General features: G+C 63.0%; 20 protein-coding genes. 15 read left to right on the plus strand and 5 right to left on the minus strand.

Features of this window, described 5'->3' with window-relative positions:
- Positions 1-8: 8 nt before the first annotated feature.
- The gene (lolA, locus tag AC2T3R_RS16990) at positions 9-644 is read right to left on the minus strand and encodes an outer membrane lipoprotein periplasmic chaperone LolA (protein WP_015270967.1); all 636 of its coding nucleotides are present in this window, start codon (positions 642-644) and stop codon (positions 9-11) included.
- A gap of 62 nt (positions 645-706) precedes the next feature.
- Positions 707-3,256 (minus strand): DNA translocase FtsK, encoded by a 2,550-nt coding sequence (locus AC2T3R_RS16995; protein WP_411829477.1) that lies wholly within the window; start codon positions 3,254-3,256, stop codon positions 707-709.
- 385 nt (positions 3,257-3,641) lie between these two features.
- Here AC2T3R_RS16995 and aat point away from each other — a divergent pair, with 385 nt between their 5' ends.
- The 3 genes from aat to infA all read left to right on the plus strand — a co-directional run bounded on the left by aat (position 3,642) and on the right by infA (position 5,406).
- Positions 3,642-4,322: a leucyl/phenylalanyl-tRNA--protein transferase gene (gene aat / locus AC2T3R_RS17000; protein ID WP_015270969.1), complete on the plus strand. Its 681-nt coding sequence runs from the start codon at positions 3,642-3,644 to the stop codon at positions 4,320-4,322.
- A 55-nt stretch (positions 4,323-4,377) separates the two neighbouring features.
- A complete protein-coding gene (locus AC2T3R_RS17005) occupies positions 4,378-5,085 on the plus strand; it encodes an arginyltransferase (protein ID WP_013973288.1) in 708 nt (235 codons plus the stop codon).
- A 102-nt stretch (positions 5,086-5,187) separates the two neighbouring features.
- Positions 5,188-5,406: a translation initiation factor IF-1 gene (gene infA, locus AC2T3R_RS17010; protein WP_002553999.1), complete on the plus strand. Its 219-nt coding sequence runs from the start codon at positions 5,188-5,190 to the stop codon at positions 5,404-5,406.
- A gap of 171 nt (positions 5,407-5,577) precedes the next feature.
- Here infA and clpA read toward each other — a convergent pair whose 3' ends face one another.
- Positions 5,578-7,848: an ATP-dependent Clp protease ATP-binding subunit ClpA gene (gene clpA, locus AC2T3R_RS17015; RefSeq protein ID WP_013973289.1), complete on the minus strand. Its 2,271-nt coding sequence runs from the start codon at positions 7,846-7,848 to the stop codon at positions 5,578-5,580.
- Between the two features lie 30 nt (positions 7,849-7,878).
- Entirely contained in the window at positions 7,879-8,241 is a 363-nt protein-coding gene (gene clpS, locus AC2T3R_RS17020) for an ATP-dependent Clp protease adapter ClpS (protein ID WP_013973290.1), read from the minus strand.
- 229 nt (positions 8,242-8,470) lie between these two features.
- Here clpS and cspD point away from each other — a divergent pair, with 229 nt between their 5' ends.
- Positions 8,471-8,731, plus strand: coding sequence for a cold shock domain-containing protein CspD (gene cspD, locus AC2T3R_RS17025; RefSeq protein WP_013973291.1), 261 nt, complete (start codon positions 8,471-8,473; stop codon positions 8,729-8,731).
- 74 nt (positions 8,732-8,805) lie between these two features.
- On the opposite strand, the gene icd is transcribed toward cspD, so the two are convergent.
- Positions 8,806-10,062, minus strand: a complete 1,257-nt coding sequence (gene icd / locus AC2T3R_RS17030; protein WP_013973292.1) for an NADP-dependent isocitrate dehydrogenase — start codon at positions 10,060-10,062, stop codon at positions 8,806-8,808.
- A 427-nt stretch (positions 10,063-10,489) separates the two neighbouring features.
- Between icd and AC2T3R_RS17035 the strand changes: the two genes are divergently transcribed.
- From AC2T3R_RS17035 to AC2T3R_RS17085, 11 genes are all read left to right on the plus strand, one after another.
- Positions 10,490-12,715, plus strand: a complete 2,226-nt coding sequence (locus AC2T3R_RS17035; protein WP_013973293.1) for an NADP-dependent isocitrate dehydrogenase — start codon at positions 10,490-10,492, stop codon at positions 12,713-12,715.
- Between the two features lie 202 nt (positions 12,716-12,917).
- Entirely contained in the window at positions 12,918-13,358 is a 441-nt protein-coding gene (locus tag AC2T3R_RS17040) for an NUDIX hydrolase (RefSeq protein WP_023662388.1), read from the plus strand.
- Between the two features lie 59 nt (positions 13,359-13,417).
- Positions 13,418-14,542 (plus strand): tRNA 2-thiouridine(34) synthase MnmA, encoded by a 1,125-nt coding sequence (gene mnmA / locus AC2T3R_RS17045; RefSeq protein WP_039614508.1) that lies wholly within the window; start codon positions 13,418-13,420, stop codon positions 14,540-14,542.
- A complete protein-coding gene (hflD, locus tag AC2T3R_RS17050) occupies positions 14,539-15,165 on the plus strand; it encodes a high frequency lysogenization protein HflD (RefSeq protein ID WP_015270973.1) in 627 nt (208 codons plus the stop codon). The genes mnmA and hflD overlap by 4 nt, the downstream gene beginning before the upstream one ends.
- Before the next feature lie 237 nt (positions 15,166-15,402).
- Positions 15,403-16,773: an adenylosuccinate lyase gene (gene purB, locus AC2T3R_RS17055; protein WP_013973297.1), complete on the plus strand. Its 1,371-nt coding sequence runs from the start codon at positions 15,403-15,405 to the stop codon at positions 16,771-16,773.
- Between the two features lie 81 nt (positions 16,774-16,854).
- Complete coding sequence (locus AC2T3R_RS17060) at positions 16,855-18,021, plus strand: ribosomal protein uL16 3-hydroxylase (RefSeq protein WP_013973298.1); 1,167 nt, start codon at positions 16,855-16,857, stop codon at positions 18,019-18,021.
- Positions 18,014-18,442, plus strand: a complete 429-nt coding sequence (locus AC2T3R_RS17065; protein WP_003258855.1) for a GNAT family N-acetyltransferase — start codon at positions 18,014-18,016, stop codon at positions 18,440-18,442. The genes AC2T3R_RS17060 and AC2T3R_RS17065 overlap by 8 nt, the downstream gene beginning before the upstream one ends.
- Positions 18,443-18,665: 223 nt before the next feature.
- Positions 18,666-20,621, plus strand: coding sequence for a DNA topoisomerase III (locus AC2T3R_RS17070; RefSeq protein WP_486743993.1), 1,956 nt, complete (start codon positions 18,666-18,668; stop codon positions 20,619-20,621).
- A 233-nt stretch (positions 20,622-20,854) separates the two neighbouring features.
- The gene (locus tag AC2T3R_RS17075) at positions 20,855-22,144 is read left to right on the plus strand and encodes an NAD(P)/FAD-dependent oxidoreductase (protein ID WP_486743994.1); all 1,290 of its coding nucleotides are present in this window, start codon (positions 20,855-20,857) and stop codon (positions 22,142-22,144) included.
- A 202-nt stretch (positions 22,145-22,346) separates the two neighbouring features.
- Positions 22,347-23,177 carry an alpha/beta fold hydrolase gene (locus tag AC2T3R_RS17080; RefSeq protein ID WP_486743995.1) on the plus strand — a complete coding sequence of 277 codons (831 nt, stop codon included), beginning with the start codon at positions 22,347-22,349 and terminating at the stop codon, positions 23,175-23,177.
- Between the two features lie 201 nt (positions 23,178-23,378).
- Positions 23,379-24,158, plus strand: coding sequence for a TSUP family transporter (locus AC2T3R_RS17085; protein ID WP_410952357.1), 780 nt, complete (start codon positions 23,379-23,381; stop codon positions 24,156-24,158).
- The last annotated feature ends 36 nt before the right edge of the window (positions 24,159-24,194 follow it).

A 24,194-nucleotide genomic window follows, 5' to 3' on the forward strand; every position in this document is an offset into this window, starting at 1 on the left:
AGCTCTGGTTACTCCTTGATGACGTCCGCGCCTTTGGGGATGTCGAACTTGAACTTGCTGTCCGGCACAGCCTGGTTGGCTTTCACGCCATTGAACAGGATGTTGGTGCGCTGGCCGACACTGTCGATCAGTTGCATGTCGTTGATCAGGCCCTTGCGGAACGACACGCGCAGCGAGTCGAACAGGGTGTCCTTGGTCTTCGGCTTGAGGGTGAAGTCCATCACTTCGCCCTGCTCCTTCGAGCTGATGTCGAAGCTCTGGCTGATCTTCGACACGTCACCGGACAGCAGCAGCGCCGGGGTCTGGTTCAGGCGCTGGTCGAGTTTCTTGATGGTTGCCTGCTCCAGGTCCGGGTCCCACAGGGTGACGTTCTTGCCGTCGGATACCACCACCTGCTCCTGCGGCGCATCGGTGTGCCAGTAGAACAGGCCAGGGCGCTTGACGGTCATCTTGCCGGAGGTTTCCTGCAGGCTGGTGCCGCCGGCGTCCAGGGTCAGCTGGGAGAAGTTGGCCTCGATGGTCTGCGACTTTTCCAGCAATTGGGTCAGGCGTTGTACGTCTTGCTCACCGGCATAAGCCGATACGGTGGCCGACACAGAAGCCGCGGCCAGGGCAGAAACCAACAGCATGCGAATCGCGCGCATGGGAGTCCTCATCGAGCATTGAAAAGGCCGGGCGCCACCGTTGGCGCACGGCAAGGTGTTCGTCAGTCGCGCGGGCCGCCCGGGGCTATCACTTCCCGCGAGCCGTTGCTGTTCATGGGGGTGACCACGCCGGCCATTTCCATGGCTTCGATCATGCGGGCGGCGCGGTTGTAGCCGATCTTCAGTTTGCGCTGCACGGCCGAGATGGACGCGCGGCGGCTTTCCAGCACGAACTGCACGGCCTCATCATACAGGGCGTCGCTTTCCGAATCTTCGCCATCGCCACCACCACCGCCGCCTTCGAAGCCGCTGCCGGCCTCCTCGACGCCGTTGAGGATGTCGTCGTTGTAGTCCGGGGCGCCGCGCAGCTTCCACGCTTCGACCACGCGGTGCACCTCGTCGTCGGAGACGAACGCGCCGTGCACGCGAATCGGCAGGCTGGTGCCCGGCGGCATGTACAGCATGTCACCGTGGCCCAGCAGCTGCTCGGCACCACCCTGGTCGATGATGGTCCGCGAGTCGATCTTGCTCGACACCTGGAACGCCATGCGGGTCGGGATGTTGGCCTTGATCAGGCCGGTAATCACGTCCACCGACGGGCGCTGGGTGGCGAGGATCAGGTGGATACCGGCGGCCCGCGCCTTCTGGGCGATACGGGCGATCAGCTCTTCGACCTTCTTGCCGACGATCATCATCATGTCGGCGAATTCGTCGACCACCACCACGATGGTCGGCAGGGTTTTCAGCGCAGGCGGCTCGTCGTCCATGCTCTCGCGGCGGTACAGCGGGTCATGGATGATCTCGCCGGCTTCCTGGGCGTCCTTGATCTTGCGGTTGAAGCCGGCCAGGTTACGCACGCCCATGGCCGCCATCAGCTTGTAGCGCCGCTCCATCTCGGCCACGCTCCAGCGCAAGGCGTTGGCGGCGTCCTTCATGTCGGTGACCACCGGGCACAGCAGGTGCGGGATGCCCTCGTAGATCGACAGTTCGAGCATTTTCGGGTCGATCATGATCAGCCGCGCGTCTTCCGGGCTGGACTTGAACAGGATCGACAGGATCATCGCGTTCACACCCACCGACTTACCGGAACCGGTAGTACCGGCCACCAGCAAGTGCGGCATCTTGGCCAGGTCGGTGATCACCGGCTTGCCGCCGATGTCGTGGCCCAGGGCCAGGGTGACCGGCGATTTCTGCTCGTCGTACTGCGGCGTGGCCAGCACTTCGGAGAAACGCACCATCTGCCGGTTCTCGTTGGGGATCTCGATACCCACGGTGGTCTTGCCGGGGATGACCTCGACCACACGCACACTGGTCACTGCCAGCGAACGCGCCAGGTCCTTGGCCAGGTTGGCGATACGGCTGACCTTCACACCGGCGGCCGGCTGGATTTCGTAACGGGTAATCACCGGGCCCGGGTGGATCGAGTCCACCGCCACTTCCACGCCGAATTCCTTGAGTTTGATTTCCAGCAGCTGGCCGACACCGGCCAGGGATTCCGGCGAGTACTCGATCTTCTTCTGTTCGGCCGGGTCGAGGATGGAGATCGACGGCAAGGTGCCTTCCACCGCGCTGTCGACGAACAGCGGCGCCTGCCTCTCCTTCATCACCCGCTTGCTCGGCTCCGGCGCCCTGGCGGGTGTCGGCGGCACGATCATCGGGGCCGCGGCAGGTGGTTCGCGAGAGATTACCGGCTCACGAGGTGCCGGCGACTCACGTGGCACCACAGGCTCGCGCGACAGGGTTGGCTCACGTGGTTCGACCGGCTGGGCAGGTGCTTCTTCACGCTTGAAAATGCGCTCGCGCAGCGCCGGCTTGGCCGGTTCGCGCTTGTCGGCGGTCATTGGCGCGGCCTTGACCACCGGTTCATCCTCACGCAGCTGCGCCTCCAGGCGCTTGCGCTCGTTGCGCGCTTCCCACCAACGGTTGGCGGCGCCCTGCACCAGCTCGAACAGGTCGAGGGTGATCTTGCCGGTCAGGTCCATCACCTTGAACCACGACAGGTCGGTGAACACGGTCAGGCCGAACAGGAACAGGGCAATGAACATCAGCGTGCTGCCCTGCACGTTCAGCAGGTTGCGCGCCAGGTCGCCGAGGCTCTCGCCCAATGCACCACCGGCGGAGAACGGCATGCTCGCAGGCGGGTGGAAATGGATATGGGCCAGCGCCGCACCAGACAGCACCAGAAACACCAGGCCGATCAGCCGCCAGGAGAACAGCCAGCCGCTCCAGTCCCAGGGCTGGTGGCGTTCGCGGAAGATCTGCCAAGTCTTTATCGCCAGCAGCAGCGGGAAGATGTAGGCGAAGTACCCCAGTACCATGAACAGGATGTCGGCGAAGTAGGCACCGGCACGCCCGGCGGCGTTCTGCACCTGGTCGACGTTGCTGGTGTGGCTGAAGCCCGGGTCCGACGTATCGTAGGTCAGCAGCGCCATCCACAGGTACAGGCACAGGGCGCCGACAGCGATCAACGCACCTTCCTTGAGGCGATAATGCAGCTGCTGCCGCCACAGAGGGACGGGCAAGGGAGCTGGAGTTGCGGTGGATTTCTTCAAAACGCGTCTATTCCTGCGCGTGCTGCGCGTCCAATAGTGATCGGCCGACGGTGCGGCCAATGAACCACTACTTTTAACATTACTGCCCGCCAGCCGCCATGGCGGCACGCCAGATGGGAGTTTGGCCGGGGGCGACTTTCATATAGCTGCAATTTGAGCATGCATTTTCTTTTGTGACAAAGGCTTATGCTGTGTTTTTGCACAGGTGTGACAGCAAATGTAGCGGATGGTGCCTGCGGTTTCATGAATGTGTAGGAAATTGCCTATTTTCATCACCTGTGCCGGCCTCTTCGCGGGCTTGCCCGCCCCCACAGGTACCCCGCAGGCTTCAGAGCCTGCACATGGCCTGTGGGAGCGGGCGCGCCCGCGAAGAAGCCAAAGAGATTGACCCTGCTTTTCACCCGCGCCATGCTGCCCTCTCCCCTCCCCCACCGCACGATAGACCATGCTCACCTGGCTGACCCGCGACTCGCTGACCTTCCCGCCTCTGGAAAAGGCCCTGCATGATCCCAACGGCCTGCTCGCTGCCGGCGGCGACCTGAGCCCCGAGCGTCTGGTGCAGGCCTACCGCCATGGCTGCTTCCCGTGGTATCAGGACGGCCAGCCGATCCTCTGGTGGTCACCCGACCCGCGCACGGTGCTGCTCCCGGACCAGCTGCACGTGTCGCGCTCGCTGGCCAAGCTGATGCGCCAGGGCCGTTACCAGGTCAGCTTCGACACAGACTTCCCCGCGGTGATCGCCGCCTGCGCCGCGCCACGTGACTACGCCGACGGCACCTGGATCACCGACACCATGCGTGCCGCCTACTGCGAGCTGCACCGACGCGGCATCGCCCATTCGGTGGAGGTGCGCCAGGACGGCGAGCTGGTCGGTGGTCTGTATGGCTTGGCCATGGGCCAGCTGTTCTTCGGTGAATCGATGTTCAGCCGCGCCGACAACGCTTCCAAGGTCGGCTTCGTGACTTTGGTCAACCACCTGCGCCAGGCCGGTTTCGTCCTCATCGACTGCCAGATGCCAACCAACCATTTGCACAGCCTGGGAGCCCACGCCATCAGCCGCGCCGAGTTTGCCGACTACCTGGCACGCCACCTCGACCAGCCCAACAGCGCCACATGGCTTCCCTAGGCGAGTTCCCGTAGCTGGCTTACACTTAAACAAAGTCTCACCGAGGGGGTTGATCATGACAGAGTTGGCGCGGTTGAAGTTCTATGCCACTCAACCCCACTCCTGCAGCTACCTGCCCGACGAACAGGCAACCACGCTGTTCCTCGACCCCAGCCAGCCGATGGACGTGCACGTGTACGCCGATTTGTCGGAAATGGGCTTCCGCCGCAGTGGCGACCACCTGTACCGCCCGCACTGCCAGAACTGCAATGCCTGCGTGCCGGCACGCATCCCGGCGGCGCGCTTCATCCCAAACCGCCAGCAACGGCGCATCCTCAAGCGCAACGCCGACCTGACCGTGACCGCCGCACGCCCGGCGTTCAAGGAAGAGTACTTCGAGCTGTACCGGCGCTATATCGAAACGCGCCATGCCGACGGTGACATGTACCCGCCCAGCCGCGATCAGTTCTCCACCTTCCTGGTGCGCGACCTGCCGTTCTGCTGGTTCTATGAGTTCCGCCTGGAAGGCCGCTTGATGGCGGTGGCGGTGTGCGACCTGCTGCCCAACGGCCTGTCGGCTGTGTACACCTTCTACGAGCCGGACGAAGAGCGCCGGAGCCTGGGCCGCTTTGCCATTCTCTGGCAGATTACCGAAGCCCTGCGCCAGGACCTGGAAGCGGTTTACCTGGGTTACTGGATCAAGAACTGCAAGAAAATGAACTACAAGACACAGTATCGACCTATCGAATTGCTGATAAACCAGCGCTGGGTCACCCTCAACTGAAAGGCATTGGCTTGACACACAGTTTTCGGGCATAATCCACGCCACTTTTTTGCCCGGTGCGGTTATGCGTCGGGCCAACACTGGATCCGAGGGCTCTACTGCATGTCGAAAGAAGACAGCTTCGAAATGGAAGGTACTGTCGTCGACACCCTGCCCAACACCATGTTCCGCGTGGAGTTGGAAAACGGGCACGTCGTAACCGCGCACATCTCCGGAAAGATGCGCAAGAACTACATCCGTATTCTCACTGGCGACAAGGTCCGCGTCGAACTGACGCCCTACGACCTGAGCAAGGGCCGCATCACCTACCGTGCGCGCTAAGCTCTAGCCATGAAAAAGCCCGGCCATGTGCCGGGCTTTTTTGTGCCTGTCAGATTGCAGGGGGCTGCTTTGCAGCCCGCTCGCAGCACAAGGCCGCTCCTACAAGGGGAGCATGCATTCCCTGTAGGAGCAGCCTTGTGCTGCGAATGGGCCGCAAGGCGGCCCCCGCTGTCACGCAACCTCAGCCGTGGTCTCGAAGTCGAACACCAGCTCGCCATCGCGCAGGTCGACGTGCACCACGCCACCATGCTCGGCCAGTTCGCCAAACAGGATCTCCTCGGCCAGCGGCCGCTTGATCTTGTCCTGGATCAACCGCGCCATCGGCCGCGCACCCATCTGCACGTCGTAACCCGAGGCCGCCAGCCAACCGCGCGCATCATCGCTGACCTCCAGCAACACACGCTTGTCTTCCAGCTGCGCCTGCAGTTCGATAAGGAACTTGTCGACGATGCTCTTGATCGTCTCGTGGCTCAGGCGGCCGAACTGGATGATGGTGTCCAGGCGGTTGCGGAACTCCGGCGTGAAGCTCTTGCGGATGACTTCCATGGCATCGGACGCATGGTCCTGATGGGTAAAGCCGATCGAGGCCCGCGCGGCGGTTTCAGCGCCAGCGTTGGTGGTCATGATCAGGATCACGTTGCGGAAGTCGGCCTTGCGCCCGTTGTTGTCGGTCAGGGTGCCGTGGTCCATCACCTGCAGCAGCAGGTTGAAGACTTCCGGGTGGGCCTTCTCGATTTCGTCGAGCAGCAATACGCAGTGCGGTTGCTTGGTGATCGCCTCGGTCAGCAAACCACCCTGATCGAAGCCAACATAGCCAGGAGGCGCACCGATCAGGCGCGACACGGTGTGGCGCTCCATGTACTCGGACATGTCGAAGCGCACCAGCTCAACCCCCAGCGCCTTGGCCAGCTGCCGTGCTGCTTCGGTCTTGCCGACGCCGGTCGGGCCGGCGAACAGGAACGAACCGACAGGCTTGTCCGGCGACTTGAGGCCGGCGCGGGACAGCTTGATAGCGGTGGCCAGCGAATCGATCGCCTGGTCCTGACCAAATACGGTCAACTTCAGGTCACGCTCGAGGTTGCGCAGCAGTTCCTTGTCGGAACTGGTGACGTGCTTCGGCGGAATGCGCGCAATCTTGGCGACGATGTCTTCGACCTGCGGCACGTCGATGCGCTTGACGCGGTTGGCCTCCGGCTGCAGGCGCTGGTAGGCACCGGCTTCGTCGATCACGTCGATGGCCTTGTCCGGCATGTGCCGGTCATTGATGTAGCGCGAGGCCAGTTCAGCGGCGGCGCGCAAGGCTTCGTCGCTGTACTCGATGTTGTGGTGGCTTTCGAAGCGCCCTTTCAAGCCACGCAGGATGCCCACGGTGTCTTCGACCGACGGCTCGCTGACATCAACCTTCTGGAAGCGCCGTGCCAGGGCACGGTCCTTCTCGAAGATGCCACGGAACTCCTGGAAGGTGGTCGAACCGATGCAACGAATTTCACCCGACGACAGCAGTGGCTTGAGCAAGTTGGACGCATCCATCACCCCGCCCGACGCCGCGCCAGCACCAATGATGGTGTGGATTTCATCGATGAACAGGATCGCCTGCGGGCGTTTGCGCAGTTCGCCGAGCAGCGCCTTGAAACGCTTCTCGAAATCGCCACGGTATTTGGTACCAGCCAGCAGTGCGCCGAGATCGAGGGAATACACCACGCTCTGCGCCAGCAGGTCGGGCACCTGGCCATCGACGATGCGCTTGGCCAGGCCTTCGGCGATGGCGGTCTTGCCCACGCCTGCCTCACCCACCAGCAGCGGGTTGTTCTTGCGCCGACGGGCAAGGATTTGCGCCACGCGCTCCACTTCCTGCTCGCGGCCTACCAGCGGGTCGATACGGCCGGCACGGGCCAGCTCGTTCAGGTTGCTGGCATAGGCATCCAGCGGGTTGCTCGAAGAGGCGGTATCGCCGCCCTCTTCGTCCTGCATTTCCTGGTCGCTTTCGGAATGCGAACCATGGCCCGGCACCTTGGAGATGCCATGGGCGATGTAGTTGACCACGTCGATGCGGGCCACGCTCTGCTGCTTGAGCAGGAACACGGCCTGGCTTTCCTGTTCGCTGAAGATCGCAACCAGCACGTTGGCGCCAGTGACTTCACGCTTGCCGGAGCTTTGCACGTGGAACACGGCACGCTGCAGTACACGCTGGAAGCCCAGGGTCGGCTGGGTTTCACGATCTTCGTCGTTGACCGGAATCAGGGGTGTGGTGGAATCGATGAACTCTTGCAGGTCGTGCTTGAGTTTGTCGAGATTGGCGCCACAGGCGCGCAGAACGGTCGCGGCAGCCTCATTGTCAAGGAGTGCCAGCAGCAGATGTTCGACGGTCATGAACTCATGACGCTTCGAACGAGCCTCCTTGAAGGCAAGATTGAGGGTGACTTCGAGCTCGCGGTTTAACATAGCTTCACCTCATACCCAAGTGGTCGGCGATTAACCGTCCTTCTCGATTTCACAGAGTAGCGGATGCTGGCTTTCCCTGGCGTATTGGTTGACCTGCATAGCCTTTGTTTCGGCGATGTCACGGGTAAACAATCCGCACACTGCCCGCCCTTCGGTATGGACGGTCAGCATGATCTTGGTCGCCAGCTCGCGGTTCAGATTGAAGAACGTCTCGAGCACTTCGACGACGAAATCCATCGGCGTGTAGTCATCGTTGAACAAAACCACCTTGTACATAGGTGGCGCCTGCAGGATCGGCTTGGCTTCCTGAACTGCAAGACCTGAGCCGTCGTCCTCATTCGATTGCGGGCGATCCTGATTGAATGTTAGTCGAATCTCACTAGGTGCATGCATGGAAAGAATTTCATCATGAGCGACAGGTTAAGGTTGTGGGTTGACTGCGAAGGGCACGGCCAGCGCAGGCGCCGGGCGACCTTGACTATCGGCAAAACGGTGTTACAACCAATAAGAACCCACCGTGGTCGATAAAGATCCGCGCAGTCAACCAGATTTTTCGCATGGTTCGTATGCGGATGAGTGGATGATACTCCAGTGATGGAGTCCTTTGCAGAGGGACATAGGGATGGCAAGCGGTAAAGTCAAGTGGTTCAACAATGCCAAGGGCTACGGATTCATCAATGAAGAGGGCAAGGATGAAGACTTGTTCGCTCATTACTCAGCCATCCAGATGGACGGATACAAGACGCTCAAGGCCGGCCAGGCCGTGAGTTTCGAGATTATCCAAGGCCCCAAAGGCCTGCACGCAGTCAAGATCTGCAGCGCTTCCACTGCCGCGCCTGCGCCGACCAGCGCACGGCCAGCCGGCAGCACTGCCGACGCCTGATCTGCTGAGCCGCCTGCCGGTATACGAACAAAGCCGGCCGCTTCTTTAATGGAAGCGGCCGGTTTTCCATTGCCCTACATATGCTTGATCATTTCATCGCCAAAGCCTGAACTGCTCACCAGTGTGGCGCCGTCCATCAGGCGCTCGAAGTCATAGGTCACGGTCTTGGCGGCAATCGCGCCGTTGGTACCCTTGATGATCAGGTCTGCCGCCTCGGTCCAGCCCATGTGCCGCAGCATCATCTCCGCCGACAGGATCACCGAACCCGGGTTGACCTTGTCCTGCCCGGCATACTTGGGCGCGGTGCCGTGGGTGGCCTCGAACATGGCCACGGTGTCGGACAGGTTGGCACCCGGCGCAATGCCGATACCACCCACTTCCGCCGCCAGGGCATCGGACAGGTAGTCACCGTTGAGGTTGAGGGTGGCGATCACGTCGTACTCGGCCGGGCGCAGCAGGATCTGCTGCAGCATGGCGTCGGCGATGGCGTCCTTGACGATGACCTCGCGCCCACTCTTGGGGTTCTTGAACTTCATCCACGGGCCACCATCGAGCAACTCGGCCCCGAACTCGTCGCGCGCCACTTCATAACCCCAGTCCTTGAAGGCACCCTCGGTGAACTTCATGATGTTGCCCTTGTGCACCAGGGTCAGCGACTCGCGGTCGTTATCCACCACGTACTGCAGGGCCTTGCGCACCAAGCGCTTGGTGCCCTCGCGCGACACCGGCTTGACGCCAATGCCGCAGTCCTGGTCGAAGCGGATCTTGGTAACGCCCATTTCCTCCTTGAGGAACTTGATCACCTTGTTCGCCTCGGGCGAACCGGCCTTCCACTCGATGCCGGCATAGATGTCCTCGGAGTTCTCACGGAAGATCACCATGTCCACATCGCCTGGCTTCTTCACCGGGCTGGGCACGCCCTGGAACCACAGCACCGGGCGCAGGCACACGTACAAGTCCAGCTGCTGGCGCAAGGCCACGTTGAGCGACCGGATGCCACCGCCCACCGGGGTGGTCAGCGGCCCTTTGATCGACACCACGTAATCACGTACGGCATCGAGGGTTTCCTGGGGGAGCCAGGTGTCCTGGTCGTACACCTGGGTGGCTTTCTCGCCGGCGTACACTTCCATCCAGGCGATCTTGCGTTTGCCGCCGTAGGCCTTCTGCACGGCGGCGTCGACCACCTTGATCATTACCGGCGAGACATCGACGCCAATCCCGTCGCCCTCGATATAAGGAATGATCGGATTGTCAGGAACGTTGAGCGAATGGTCGGCATTGACGGTGATCTTGGTGCCGTCGGTCGGAACCTTGATTTTCTGGTATCCCATGCTTGCACTACTCCGCTGTCGGGTGTGATTGGACATCATGCGATCCACTGAGCCTAAACCACATCTGCCGACCTGCAAGGCATGCGACAACCCGCCACATTGCCGCTTAGTCTTTGGTCTTATAAATGGGCCGATATCACTTGGCCTTGCTGATTAGCCCGAATGGTTTGGTATACTCCGCCGCGACCGAAGGGTCATCGGGGCGATCCCTTGGAAAAATGCGGACCGCCCTTGGCCATGAATGGACACAAAGCCTGGCCATAAAGCCTGGGTTGTTACCGCAGCTCAGCACTTGACGCTCGACTGATGCATCCACCATCACCGCTCGCAGCCTCTCGACTTTCCGCTCATGGCGCTGCCAGGGCGATGCGCCTACCCTGCGCACCACGAGACTCGAGCACGCTCAGCACACAGAGAGTTAACCCGCATGCCCACCCGTTCCAAGATCATCTATACCTTCACCGACGAAGCCCCCGCCCTCGCCACTTACTCGCTGCTGCCAATCATCGAAGCCTTCACCGCTTCGGCTGACATCGCCGTCGAAACCCGCGACATCTCCCTGGCTGGCCGCATCCTCGCCGCCTTCCCGGAGCAACTGGGCGCAGAGAAGCAAGTAGGCGATCACCTGGCGGAACTGGGCCAGCTGGCTACCACCCCTGAAGCCAACATCATCAAGCTGCCGAACATCAGCGCCTCGGTACCGCAGCTGAAAGCCGCGATCAAGGAACTGCAAGGCAAGGGCTTCAACATCCCTGACTACGCCGACGAGCCGGCCACCGCGGAAGAGAAAGAATCCCGCGCCCGCTACGACCGCATCAAAGGTTCCGCCGTGAACCCGGTCCTGCGCGAAGGCAACTCCGACCGCCGCGCGCCGCTGTCGGTCAAGAACTACGCCCGCAAGCACCCGCACAAGATGGGCGCCTGGGCTGCCGACTCCAAGTCGCACGTTGCCCACATGACCCAGGGCGACTTCTACGGCAGCGAGAAAGCCGCCCTGATCGAAGCTGACGACAGCCTGCGCATCGAGCTGGTCGGCAAAGACGGCAACACCACCGTACTGAAAGAAAAGACTGCGGTAAAAGCTGCCGAAGTCATCGACTGCGCCACCATGAGCCGCAAGGCCCTGAAAGCCTTCATCGCCGAGCAGATCGCCGATGCCAAGGCCTCCGGCGTGCTGCTGTCGGTACACCTGAAAGCCACCATGATGAAGGTCTCCGACCCGATCATGTTCGGCGTCATCGTCGAAGAGTTCTACAACGACGTGCTGGCCAAGCACGCCGCCGCCCTGGCTGAAGTAGGCTTCAACGCCAACAACGGCATCGGCGACCTGTACGCCCGCATCAAGGACCTGCCAGCCGAGAAGCAGGCCGAGATCGAAGCCGACATCCAGGCCCTGTACGCCCAGCGTCCGGCCCTGGCCATGGTCAACTCCGACAAAGGCATCACCAACCTGCACGTGCCGAGCGACGTCATCGTCGACGCCTCGATGCCAGCCATGATCCGTGACTCGGGCAAGATGTGGAACGCCGCCGGCGAACTGCAGGATGCCAAGGCGATCATCCCGGACCGCTGCTACGCCGGCATCTACCAGGCCACCATCGAAGACTGCAAGGCCAACGGCGCTTTCGACCCGACCACCATGGGCAGCGTACCGAACGTCGGCCTGATGGCACAGAAGGCCGAAGAATACGGCTCCCACGACAAGACCTTCCAGATCAAGGCTGACGGCGTCGTGCGCGTGGTCGACAGCAAAGGCCAGGTCGTTCTCGAGCAGAACGTCGAAGCCGGCGACATCTTCCGCATGTGCCAGGTCAAGGACGCGCCGATCCAGGACTGGGTCAAGCTGGCCGTCAACCGTGCCCGCCTGAGCAACACCCCTGCAGTGTTCTGGCTGGACCCGGCCCGCGCCCACGACGGCGTGATGATCGAGAAGGTGCAGAAGTACCTGAAGGATCACGACACCACCGGCCTGGACATCCGCATCCTGGCACCGGTCGACGCCATCAAGTTCTCCCTGGCCCGCATCCGCGAAGGCAAGGACACCATCTCGGTGACCGGCAACGTGCTGCGCGACTACCTGACCGACCTGTTCCCGATCATGGAACTGGGCACCAGCGCCAAGATGCTGTCGATCGTGCCACTGATGAACGGCGGTGGCCTGTTCGAAACCGGCGCCGGCGGTTCGGCACCGAAGCACGTGCAGCAGCTGGTGGAAGAGAACTTCCTGCGTTGGGACTCGCTGGGTGAATTCCTGGCCCTGGCCGCTTCCCTGGAGCACCTGGGCAACACCTACGACAACCCGCGCGCCAAAGTGCTGGCCAATACCCTGGACCAGGCCACCGGCAAGTTCCTCGACACCAACAAGTCGCCTTCGCGCAAAGTTGGCGGTATCGACAACCGCGGCAGCCACTTCTACCTGACCCTGTACTGGGCCCAGGCCCTGGCTGCGCAGAACGACGACGCTGCCCTGCAGGCACGCTTCGCACCACTGGCCAAGACCCTGACCGAGAACGAGGAGACCATCGTCGCCGAGCTCAACGCCGTCCAGGGCAAGCCGGCCGACATCGGTGGCTACTACGCTCCGGATGCCGAGCTGACCGCCAAGGTGATGCGCCCAAGCCAGACCCTGAACAGCGCCATTGCCGCCCTGTAAGGTTCGCTTGAAGTAACAGCACAAACCCCGGCCACGCACCGGGGTTTGTGCTTTCTGGGAAATGGGGTTGCTCTGCAACCCATCGCCGGCAAGCCAGCTCCCACAGGTATTGTGAATGCCTCAAGCTTGCACTGCACCTGTGGGAGCTGGCTTGCCGGCGATTGGCCGCAAAGCGGCCCCACCAATCTGAAGGGACATACAAATGACCTGGCAACCCCACATCACCGTCGCCACCATCGTCGAACACGAAGGCAAGTTCCTTTTCGTCGAAGAGTTCAAAGCCAACCAGCACGTCTTCAACCAGCCCGCCGGCCACCTCGAACCCAACGAGACCCTGCCCCAGGCCGCCCTGCGCGAAACCCTCGAAGAAACCGCCTGGGAAGTCGAGCTCACCGGCGTGGTCGGCATCTACCTGTACACCGCCCCAAGCAACGGCGTGACCTACCAGCGCGTCTGCTTCGCCGCCCGCCCCGTGCGCCATCACGCCGACCTGGCATTGGACAGCGACATCGTCCGCGCCGTGTGGCTGACCCGCGACGAACTGCTGGCCGACCCCGCCCGCTGGCGCAGCGAGCTGGTGCCACGCTGCCTCGACGATTACCTCAAAGGCCCCTTGCACAGCCTCGACCTGCTGCGCGACTGACGCGCCGCCGCAGGTTTGATAGAATCGGCGTTTTTCCCCCTTGATACACACCGGTAACCATGACCAGCCCAGCACTCAAAGACCCCGCCAAGACCCGCGTCATCGTCGGCATGTCCGGCGGCGTGGACTCTTCCGTCTCCGCCCTTCTGCTCATGGAGCAGGGCTACCAGGTGGAAGGGCTGTTCATGAAGAACTGGGAAGAAGACGACGGCACCGAATACTGCACCGCCCGTGAAGACCTGGCCGACGCCCAGGCCGTGTGCGACCGCATCGGCATCAAGCTGCACACCGCCAACTTCGCCGCCGAATACTGGGACAACGTGTTCGAGCACTTCCTCGAAGAGTACAAGGCCGGCCGCACGCCCAACCCGGACATCCTCTGCAACCGCGAAATCAAGTTCAAGGCGTTCCTCGACTACGCCCTGTCGCTGGGTGCCGACCTGATCGCCACCGGCCACTACGTGCGCCGCCGCGACACCGGTGAACTCACCGAGCTGCTCAAGGGCCTGGACCCGAACAAGGACCAGAGCTACTTCCTGCACGCCGTCGGCGGCAAGGAAATCGCCCGCACCCTGTTCCCGGTCGGCGAGCTGGAAAAGCCCGAAGTACGCGCCATTGCCGAAAAGCACGGCCTGGCCACCGCCAAGAAGAAGGACTCCACCGGCATCTGCTTCATCGGCGAGCGCCGCTTCAGCGACTTCCTCAAGCAATACCTGCCGGCCCAGCCGGGCAACATCGAGACAACCGACGGTGAAGTGATCGGCCGCCACCACGGCCTGATGTACCACACCATCGGCCAGCGCCAGGGCCTGGGCATTGGCGGCCTGAAGGACGCCGGTGACGAGCCGTGGTACGTGCTGCACAAGGACCTGACCCGCAACGTGCTGGTGGTCGGCCAGGGTAATGAACACCCGTGGTTGTTCTCCCGCGCCCTGCTCGCTTCGGAAATTTTCTGGGTCAACCCGGTCGACCTCAGCAACCCGCGCCAGCTCACCGCCAAGGTGCGTTACCGCCAAAGCGACCAGCAGTGCACCCTGGAACTGACCGAAAGCGGTTACCGCGCAGTGTTCGACGAACCGCAACGCGCCGTTACCCCGGGCCAGTCGGTGGTGTTCTACGACGGCGAAGTGTGCCTGGGCGGCGGCGTGATCGAGGCTGCCGAGCCTTGGAGCCCGCGCGCATGAGCAACCTGCAGGAGCAGCTGATTGCGTTGGGCGGTGTGTTCCAGGCCGCCGTACTGGTCGACCGCATCGCCCGCACCGGCCAGGCCAGCGAGGCCAACATCGGCTGCATGCTGGGCAGCCTGCTGGTCCGTGACCCCAAGGACACCCTGGAAGTTTTCGGCGGTGACGACCTGAACCTGCGCGACGGCTATCGCGCGCTGGTCGGTGCGCTGGAGCGCGACCCCAGTAGCCTGCAGCGCGAGCCGCTGCGCTACGCCCTGTCGATGCTGGGCCTGGAGCGCCAGCTAAACAAGCGCGGCGACCTGCTCGACACCATCGGCAACCGCCTGCCGCAAATCCAGTCCCAGGCCGAGCATTTCGGCCTGGTTCATGAAAACGTCATCGCTTCCAGTGGAGCCTTGTACCAGGACACCCTGAGCACCTTGCGCCAGCGCATCCAGGTACATGGCGACATGCGCTTCCTGCAGCAGGCCAGCAACGCCTCGAAGATCCGCGCCCTGCTGCTGGCCGGCATCCGCGCCGCACGCCTGTGGCGCCAGCTGGGCGGGCACCGCTGGCAGCTGGTATTCAGCCGGCGCAAGCTGTTGAACGAACTGTACGACATGATGCGCAGCCCCTCCTGACAGGGGTTTGACAGTTCCGGCCTCATCGCCGGCCAGCCAGCTCCCAAAGGATATGCACTGTGCTCAAGACCGGTGCAGTACCTGTGGGAGCTGGCTGGCCGGCGATAGGGCCAGAACAGGCAATGCACAATGCCACAGCTGATTTATGGCCCGACCTTTGGTCAGCCACCCGACTCGGGCGCGAAATTCATGTATGATATGCGCCCTTCCAAAAGCCTGACTGTCCGAGAACACCCCATGCAGCTTTCTTCGCTCACTGCGGTTTCCCCTGTAGACGGCCGTTATGCCGGCAAAACCCAGGCCTTGCGCCCCATTTTCAGCGAATTCGGCCTGATCCGTTTCCGCGCCCTGGTCGAAGTGCGCTGGCTGCAGCGCCTGGCCGCCCACCCGCAGATCGGCGAAGTGCCGGCGTTCTCCGCCGAAGCCAACGCCCTGCTGGACAGCCTGGCCACCGACTTCAAGCTCGAGCACGCCGAACGCGTCAAGGAAATCGAGCGCACCACCAACCACGACGTCAAGGCGATCGAATACCTCCTCAAGGAGCAGGCCGCCAAGCTGCCTGAGCTGGCCAAGGTCAGCGAGTTCATCCACTTCGCCTGCACCAGCGAGGACATCAACAACCTGTCCCACGCCCTGATGCTGCGCGCCGGCCGTGACGAAGTGCTGCTGCCGCTGATGCGCCAGATCGCCGACGCCATCCGCGCCCTGGCCCACGCCCACGCCGACGTGCCGATGCTGTCGCGCACCCACGGCCAGCCGGCTTCGCCGACCACCCTGGGTAAAGAACTGGCCAACGTCGTGTACCGCCTGGAGCGCCAGATCGCCCAGGTTGCCGCCGTGCCGTTGCTGGGCAAGATCAACGGCGCCGTGGGCAACTACAACGCCCACCTGTCGGCCTACTCGCAGATCGACTGGGAGCAGAACGCCCGCGCCTTCATCGAAGACGAGCTGGGCCTGCAGTTCAACCCGTACACCACCCAGATCGAGCCGCACGACTACATCGCCGAGCTGTTCGACGCCATCGCTCGCTTCAACACCATCCTGATCGACTTCGATCGCGATGTGTGGGGCTACATCTCGCTGGGCTACTTCAAGCAGAAGACCGTTGCCGGCGAAATCGGCTCGTCGACCATGCCGCACAAGGTCAACCCGATCGACTTCGAAAACTCCGAAGGCAACCTGGGTATCGCCAACGCGCTGTTCCAGCACCTGGCCAGCAAGCTGCCGATCTCGCGCTGGCAGCGTGACCTGACCGACTCCACCGTGCTGCGCAACCTGGGCGTGGGCTTTGCTCACAGCGTCATCGCCTACGAAGCCAGCCTGAAAGGCATCGGCAAGCTGGAAGTCAACGAAGCCCGCATTGCCGCCGACCTGGACGCCTGCTGGGAAGTGCTGGCCGAGCCGATCCAGACCGTGATGCGCCGCTTCAACATCGAAAACCCCTACGAGAAGCTCAAGGAGCTGACCCGTGGCAAGGGCATCACTCCGGAAGCGCTGCTGACCTTCATTGACGGCCTGGACATGCCAGCCGAAGCCAAGGCCGAGCTCAAGCAGCTGACCCCTGCTACCTACATCGGTAACGCGGCAGCACAGGCCAAACGCATCTAAGCTGACCGTCGCGTTCAACGCCCGGCCTGGCCGGGCGTTTTTATTCCCGGACGAAAATTACATTTTTTCAATAGGTTGAACATGAATCCTGATACTCCACTGCAGCTGCTCGGCGGCATCTCGGCCCGCGAATTCATGCGCGACTACTGGCAGAAGAAGCCGCTGCTGGTGCGCCAGGCATTCCCGGACTTCATCAGCCCGATCGACCCCGACGAGCTGGCCGGCCTGGCCCTGGAAGAGGAAGTAGAGTCGCGTATCGTGCTCGAGCACGGCGCGCACCCGTGGGAGCTGCGCCGCGGCCCGTTCACCGAAGACACCTTCGCCGAGCTGCCGGAAAAGGACTGGACCCTGCTGGTGCAGGCCGTGGACCAGTTCGTCCCGGAAGTAGCCGAACTGCTGGAAAACTTCCGCTTCCTGCCCAGCTGGCGCATCGATGACGTGATGATCAGCTTCGCCGCCCCTGGTGGCAGCGTCGGCCCGCACTTTGACAACTACGACGTTTTCCTGCTGCAGGGCCACGGCCAGCGCAACTGGAAAATCGGCCAGATGTGCAGCAGCGACAGCTCGCTGCTGGAGCACGCCGACCTGCGCATCCTCGCCGACTTCGAGCAGAGCGATGAGTGGACCCTGGAGCCGGGCGACATGCTTTACCTGCCACCACGCCTGGCCCACTACGGCGTGGCCGTGGACGACTGCCTGACCTACTCGGTAGGCTTCCGCGCGCCAAGCGCCGCCGAAGTGCTGACCCACTTCACCGATTTCCTCGGCCAGTTCCTGCCCGACGAAGAACGCTACAGCGACGCCGATGCCCAGCCGGTCAGCGACCCGCACCAGATCCAGCACGACGCCCTCGACCGCCTCAAGGCGCTGCTCGACAAGCACATGGGCGACAAGGACCTGCTGCTGACCTGGTTCGGCCAGTTCATGACCGAGCCACGCTACCCCGAGCAGATCGTCGGTGAAGAGCTGTCCGAGGAAGAACTGATCGATGCCCTGGAACAAGGCGCCATCCTGATCCGCAACCCGAGCGCGCGTCTGGCCTGGTCGGAATTCGAAGAAGACCTGCTTCTGTTCGCCAGCGGCCGCAGCTGCCCGCTGCCGGGCAAACTGCGCGAGCTGCTGAAGCTGGTTTGCGCGGCTGACGCCCTGCACATCGACAACCTGGGCGAATGGCTGCAGGATGAAGATGGCCTTATGCTGGTACAGCAGCTGGTCAAACAAGGAAGCCTGGGATTCGCCAATGAATAAGATTCGTGTGCGCCTCGCCGACTGGCACAAGGACAACGCCGACATCCGCCGCATCCGCGAAGCGGTGTTCATTGCCGAACAGCACGTTCCACCAGAACTGGAGTGGGATTCGGATGACCCGACCGCCGCGCACTTCCTGGCCCTGGAAGGCGACTACCCGATCGGCACAGCGCGCCTGCTGCCTGACGGCACCATCGGCCGGGTCTCGGTGCTGAAGGACTGGCGCGGGCTGAAAGTGGGTGACGCGCTGATGAACGCGGTGATTGTCGAAGCACAGAACCGCGACCTGAAACAGCAGATGCTCAGCGCCCAGGTGCACGCCACGCCGTTCTACGAGCGGCTGGGCTTTCGCGTAGTCAGCGAAGAGTTCCTCGAAGCCGGCATCCCGCACGTGGACATGGTGCGCGACTCGCGGGCCTGATCCCTGTACCTGCCTCTTCGCGGGTTTGCCCGCTCCCACAAGGACCCCACAGATATTGAATGCTGTGCAGTACCTGTGGGAGCGGGCAAGCCCGCGAAGAGGCCGGCACAGCAAAATACATCTTCCCTGACAAAAACCTGTACATCCATCCAGATAAAACTTGCCTCCGCGCCCTTGCTTGCGCATCCTATCGCCCATCACCCCCGATGAAGCGTCTCCGGCCATGCGCCTGTTCCTCTGCGAAAAACCCTCCCAGGCAAAAGACATCGCCAAAGTGCTCGGCGCCAACCGCAAGGGCGATGGCTGCTGGCAAGGCACCGACGTCTGCGTGACCTGGTGCATCGGCCACCTGCTGGAAACCGCCCCGCCCGACAGCTACGACGAACGCTACAAGCGCTGGAACCTGGCCGACCTGCCGATCATCCCGGAAAAGTGGAAGATGCTGGTCAAGCCCAAGACCGCCAGCCAGTTCAAGGCGGTCAAGCGCCTGCTCGGCGAAGCGCGCGAACTGGTGATCGCCACCGACGCCGACCGCGAAGGCGAAATGATCGCCCGCGAACTGGTCGAGCATTGCCGCTACCGCGGCCCGGTGCAGCGCCTGTGGCTGTCGGCACTGGACGACGCCTCCATTCGCAAGGCCCTGGCGCGGCTGCTGCCGGGCCACGAAACCTTCAACCTGTACCACTCGGCGCTGGGCCGTTCGCGCGCAGACTGGCTGATCGGCATGAACATGAGCCGGCTGTTCACCCTGCTGGGCCGCCAGTCGGGCTATCAGGGCGTGCTGCCGGTGGGCCGGGTGCAAACGCCCACCCTGCGCCTGGTGGTCGACCGCGACCGCAGCATCGCCGACTTTGTGCCGGTACCGTTCTGGGCCATCGACGTGCAGCTCGAACACGCAGGCTTTGGCTTCAACGCCCAGTGGCGCGCCCCCGATGACGCATGCGACGACCAGGGCCGCTGCCTGAACCAGGCCCTGGCGCAGCAGGCTACCGCCGACATCGGCAATGCGGGTACTGCCCGGGCCGTGAAGGTGACCACCGAACGCGTGCGTGAAGCAGCACCCCTGCCCTTCGACCTTGGCACCCTGCAGGAGCTGTGCTCGAAAAAGTTCGGCCTCGGCGCCCAGGAAACCCTCGACATCGCCCAGGCCCTGTACGAGACCCACAAGCTGATCACCTACCCGCGCAGCGACTGCGGCTACCTGCCGCAAAGCCAGCACGCCGAAGCGCCAGCCATCCTCGCCGCCCTGCAACGTTCCGATGCCAGCCTGGCGCCGCTGCAGCCCTACCTGGAGCCGCAACGCCGCTCACGGGCGTGGAACGACGCCAAGGTCAGCGCCCACCACGGCATCATCCCCACTGCCGCTGCCAGCGACCCGTCGCGCCTGCCAGCCAAGCACAAGGCGGTGTACACCCTGATCCGCGCCCGCTACCTGGCGCAGTTCCTGCCCAACCACGAGTACGACCGCACCCAGGCCGACTTCGACTGCGCCGGCCATGCCCTGCGTGCCGTAGGCAAGCAGATCGTCGAACCAGGCTGGCGCCGTGCGCTGCCCGAGGCGCTGACTCCGGCCAAGGGCCGCGAGGCACCACCGGCCCAGGTGCTGCCGGCGCTGCGCGAAGGCCAGGACTGCATGGTGCAGGGCCTGCAATTGAAAGACCTGTGGACCCAGCCGCCCAAGCCGTTTACCGAAGGCGACCTGATCAAGGCAATGAAGAACGTGGCCAAGCTGGTGGACGACCCGCGGTTGAAGCAGAAGCTGAAGGAAACCACCGGTATCGGCACCGAAGCCACCCGCGCCAGCATCATCCAGGGCCTGCTTGACCGCGGCTACCTGGTGAAGAACGGCAAGGCGCTGTCCGCCACCCCTGCGGCCTTCAGCCTGATCGACGCCGTACCTCGCGCCATTGCCGACCCTGGTACCACAGCTATCTGGGAGCAGGCGCTGGACATGGTGCAGAGTGGCGAGATGACGCTGGAAGAGTTCGTCGCCCGGCAGTCGGCATGGATGGGCAAGCTGGTCGAACGGTGCAGCGGCATGCGCATGACCATCAGCGGGCCGGCAGCCGGGGCTGCGCCGCCGTGGAAGAAGAAGCGTAGAGGGAGTGGGAAGAGTAAAGCGGCTGGAAGCAAGGCTGCCAGCAAGCCGCGGCAGCCCAAGAGAAAAGCTTCAACCTGAGGCTTTTGCACTGTCATTACGGCCCTATCGCCGGCAAGCCAGCTCCCACAGGTACCACACAGCTTTCAAAACCTGTGCAGGACTTGTGGGAGCTGGCTTGCCGGCGATAGTGCCAGGCCAGGAATACAGAGAATTCAGACAAACCACAAAACCTGACCAACATACTGGCGTCATGAATTTTTAATGCTAAATTTTCATGAAAATAATCAAAACAAATTTCATGAGACCCCTGCATGTTCAAACAATCCGCCCAGCACGTCGCCAGCTACTACGCCCAGACCTACCCCGCCAGCATTCCCCTGCACCCTACCCTGCAAGGCAGCCACGACACCGAAGTCCTGATCATTGGCGCCGGCTTCAGCGGCCTGCACACCGCCTTGCGCCTGACCCAGGCCGGCAAGCGTGTAACGCTGCTGGAAGCCAGCCGCGTGGCCTGGGCCGCGTCCGGCCGCAACGGCGGCCAGGCACTGCTCGGCTGGTCGTGCGACATGCCGCCGCTGGAAAAGGCCTTGGGCGTCGAACGTACCCAACGCCTGTGGGCCAGCATGTGCTGGGCCGCCGATGAAATGCGCAAACTGCCCGAGCGCCATGGCTTCGACATCGACTACCGGCTGGGCAGCCTGTGGACCGCCGTGCTGCCGCGCCGGGTGAAGATGCTGGAAGAAGCCCTGCATGAGGCCGAACACAAATGGGGCTACGACGCCCTGCGCCTGATCGGCCGCGACGAGCTGCCTCAATGGATCGACAGCCCGCGCTACCAGGCCGCGCTATACGACGCCAAAGGCGCCCACCTCAACCCGCTCAAGCTGGCTCAGGGGCTGGCCAGCACCATCGAGGCGGCTGGCGGGCGGATCTACGAACAGAGCCAGGTGCTCAACTACCAGAAAGCTGGCGACGGCTATGTGGCCCGTACCGACCGCGGCGAAGTACGCTGCCAAGTGCTGGTGCTGGCCTGCAACGCCTACATCGACCGCCTCGACCGCAACCTGTCGCGCCGCCTATTGCCGGTTGGCTCCTATCAGGTAGCCACCGCACCGCTGGATGCCGACTTCGCCCAGTCGCTACTGCCGCGCAACAGTTGCGTGATCGACAACCAGTTCGTGCCCGACTATTTCCGCCTCACCCCGGACCATCGCCTGCTGTTCGGCGGCGGCTGCACCTACCTGGGCGGTATTCCCAGAGATGTCGCCAGCGCCACCCGCCCCTACCTGGAGCGGGTGTTCCCGCAGCTGGCTGGGGTGGCCATCGACTATGCCTGGGGCGGCCATATCGACTGCAGCATCCAGCGCACCCCGGATGTCGGTCGCGAGGGCCAGCGCTACTGGCTGCAGGGGTTCTCGGGCCATGGCGTGCTACCTACACTGGCGGCGGCGCGGGCGGTAAGCGATGCCATTCTTGGCGACGACGACCTGCTGGCGCTGTACCAAGGCATCGACAACGGCCGCTTCCCCGGCGGCGACCTGCTGGCAGCACCGCTGGAAGCCGCGGCCAAGGCCTGGTACCGGATGCGCGACCGCGTCTGATTAGTTGACACAACTCCCCTGTGGGAGCGGGCATGCCCGCGAAACAGGCGTCGCGATGGATGGCACCGGCTTCGCCGTTGTTCGCGGGCTCGCCCGCTCCCACAGGGGATGTGCAAATCCGCACCCATAATCTCCAGTGCCAAGCCAAATCCCTCCTATTCTCAATAGCTCCCTTCGCTTCCTGCACACAGGAGACCCGACCATGAGCTATGTAACTACAAAGGACGGCGTACAGATCTTCTACAAGGACTGGGGCCCACGCGATGCACCGGTTATCCACTTCCATCACGGCTGGCCTCTCAGCGCCGACGACTGGGATGCGCAGATGTTGTTCTTCCTCGCCCAGGGTTATCGCGTGGTCGCCCACGACCGCCGCGGCCATGGCCGCTCCAGCCAGGTATGGGACGGCCACGACATGGACCATTACGCCGACGATGTGGCGGCGGTCGTCGCTCACCTGGGCATCCAGGGCGCCGTACATGTCGGCCACTCGACCGGTGGCGGTGAAGTGGTGCGCTACATGGCCCGGCATCCTGAAGACAAGGTGGCCAAGGCCGTGCTGATCGCCGCCGTACCGCCATTGATGGTGCAGACTGCCGGTAACCCCGGTGGCCTGCCCAAATCGGTGTTCGACGGTTTCCAGGCCCAGGTCGCCAGCAACCGTGCGCAGTTCTACCGCGATGTGCCGGCCGGGCCGTTCTACGGCTACAACCGCCCCGGCGCAGAAGCCAGCGAAGGCATCATCGGCAACTGGTGGCGCCAAGGCATGATTGGCAGCGCCAAGGCCCATTACGATGGCATCGTGGCGTTTTCCCAGACTGACTTCACCGAAGACCTGAAGGGCATCACCCAGCCGGTGCTGGTGATGCACGGCGACGATGACCAGATCGTACCGTATGAGAATTCCGGGGTACTGTCGGCGAAGTTGCTGCCCAACGGCACACTGAAGACCTACAAGGGCTACCCGCACGGCATGCCGACTACCCATGCCGATGTGATCAATGCGGATTTGCTGGCGTTTATCCGTAGCTGATGTGATGGCCTGTACCGGCCCTTTCGCGGGCGCGCCCGCTCCCACAGGTACTGCACAAGTCTTGAAATGTGCAGGTAACCTTGGGAGCAGGCATGCCCGCGAAAGGGCCGGCACTGGCAACACACCTCCCCCCAGGATTACCATGTCACCCTTCTAGTGCGGCCCTTTGCCGCCCCCTGCCTCCCTGCCTGCCAAAACCCCATGCCCTTCGAACTCACCGTAGAACCCCTCACCCTGCTGATCCTGGCCCTGGTCGCCTTCGTCGCCGGTTTCATCGATGCCATCGCCGGCGGTGGCGGCCTGCTCACCACCCCGGCGTTACTCACCGCGGGCATGCCGCCGCACCTGGTACTGGGCACCAACAAGCTCAGCTCTACCTTCGGCTCGGCCACCGCCAGCTTCACCTACTACAGGCGCAAACTGTTCCACCCGGCGCAGTGGCGCCCGGCATTGTTCGCCACTTTGGCCGGCGCTTTGCTCGGTGCAGTGATCGCCCACTACATGCCGGCCGAATGGCTGAACAAAATGCTGCCGGTAATCGTCTTCGCCTGTGGCGTCTATCTGCTGTTCGGTGGCACGCCCAAGGCGCCGCTCGATGCCGATGCACCCATCAAGAAGAAATGGCAAATGCCGCAAGGCTTTACCTTGGGTTTCTATGACGGCGTGGCCGGCCCGGGCACCGGGGCGTTCTGGACGGTCAGCACCCTGCTGCTCTACCCAATCGACCTGGTCCGTGCCAGCGGCGTGGCGCGCAGCATGAACTTCGTCAGCAACATCGCAGCGCTGACGGTGTTCATCATTTCCGGGCAGGTGGATTACATCGTCGGCCTGTGCATGGGCCTGTCGGTGATGGTTGGCGCCTTCTTCGGCGCACGCACGGCGATCAGTGGCGGCAGCAAGTTCATCCGCCCAGTGTTCATCACCGTGGTGCTGGCACTGACCGTGCGTCTAGCGTGGCAGCACTGGTTCGGCCAAGCCTGATGGGCTGTGATACCCCTGCTTTCCCGCCCTATCTGC

This window comes from Pseudomonas sp. PVC-5-1, from assembly GCF_057444345.1.

Coding starts and splice junctions, on each gene's coding strand:
- lolA (WP_015270967.1), bottom strand. CDS start 644: ATGCGCGCGATTCGCATGCTGTTGGTTTCTGCCCTGGCCGCGGCTTCT.
- aat (WP_015270969.1), top strand. CDS start 3,642: ATGCTCACCTGGCTGACCCGCGACTCGCTGACCTTCCCGCCTCTGGAA.
- AC2T3R_RS17005 (WP_013973288.1), top strand. CDS start 4,378: ATGACAGAGTTGGCGCGGTTGAAGTTCTATGCCACTCAACCCCACTCC.
- infA (WP_002553999.1), top strand. CDS start 5,188: ATGTCGAAAGAAGACAGCTTCGAAATGGAAGGTACTGTCGTCGACACC.
- clpA (WP_013973289.1), bottom strand. CDS start 7,848: ATGTTAAACCGCGAGCTCGAAGTCACCCTCAATCTTGCCTTCAAGGAG.
- clpS (WP_013973290.1), bottom strand. CDS start 8,241: ATGCATGCACCTAGTGAGATTCGACTAACATTCAATCAGGATCGCCCG.
- cspD (WP_013973291.1), top strand. CDS start 8,471: ATGGCAAGCGGTAAAGTCAAGTGGTTCAACAATGCCAAGGGCTACGGA.
- icd (WP_013973292.1), bottom strand. CDS start 10,062: ATGGGATACCAGAAAATCAAGGTTCCGACCGACGGCACCAAGATCACC.
- AC2T3R_RS17035 (WP_013973293.1), top strand. CDS start 10,490: ATGCCCACCCGTTCCAAGATCATCTATACCTTCACCGACGAAGCCCCC.
- AC2T3R_RS17040 (WP_023662388.1), top strand. CDS start 12,918: ATGACCTGGCAACCCCACATCACCGTCGCCACCATCGTCGAACACGAA.
- mnmA (WP_039614508.1), top strand. CDS start 13,418: ATGACCAGCCCAGCACTCAAAGACCCCGCCAAGACCCGCGTCATCGTC.
- hflD (WP_015270973.1), top strand. CDS start 14,539: ATGAGCAACCTGCAGGAGCAGCTGATTGCGTTGGGCGGTGTGTTCCAG.
- purB (WP_013973297.1), top strand. CDS start 15,403: ATGCAGCTTTCTTCGCTCACTGCGGTTTCCCCTGTAGACGGCCGTTAT.
- AC2T3R_RS17060 (WP_013973298.1), top strand. CDS start 16,855: ATGAATCCTGATACTCCACTGCAGCTGCTCGGCGGCATCTCGGCCCGC.
- AC2T3R_RS17065 (WP_003258855.1), top strand. CDS start 18,014: ATGAATAAGATTCGTGTGCGCCTCGCCGACTGGCACAAGGACAACGCC.
- AC2T3R_RS17070 (WP_486743993.1), top strand. CDS start 18,666: ATGCGCCTGTTCCTCTGCGAAAAACCCTCCCAGGCAAAAGACATCGCC.
- AC2T3R_RS17075 (WP_486743994.1), top strand. CDS start 20,855: ATGTTCAAACAATCCGCCCAGCACGTCGCCAGCTACTACGCCCAGACC.
- AC2T3R_RS17080 (WP_486743995.1), top strand. CDS start 22,347: ATGAGCTATGTAACTACAAAGGACGGCGTACAGATCTTCTACAAGGAC.
- AC2T3R_RS17085 (WP_410952357.1), top strand. CDS start 23,379: ATGCCCTTCGAACTCACCGTAGAACCCCTCACCCTGCTGATCCTGGCC.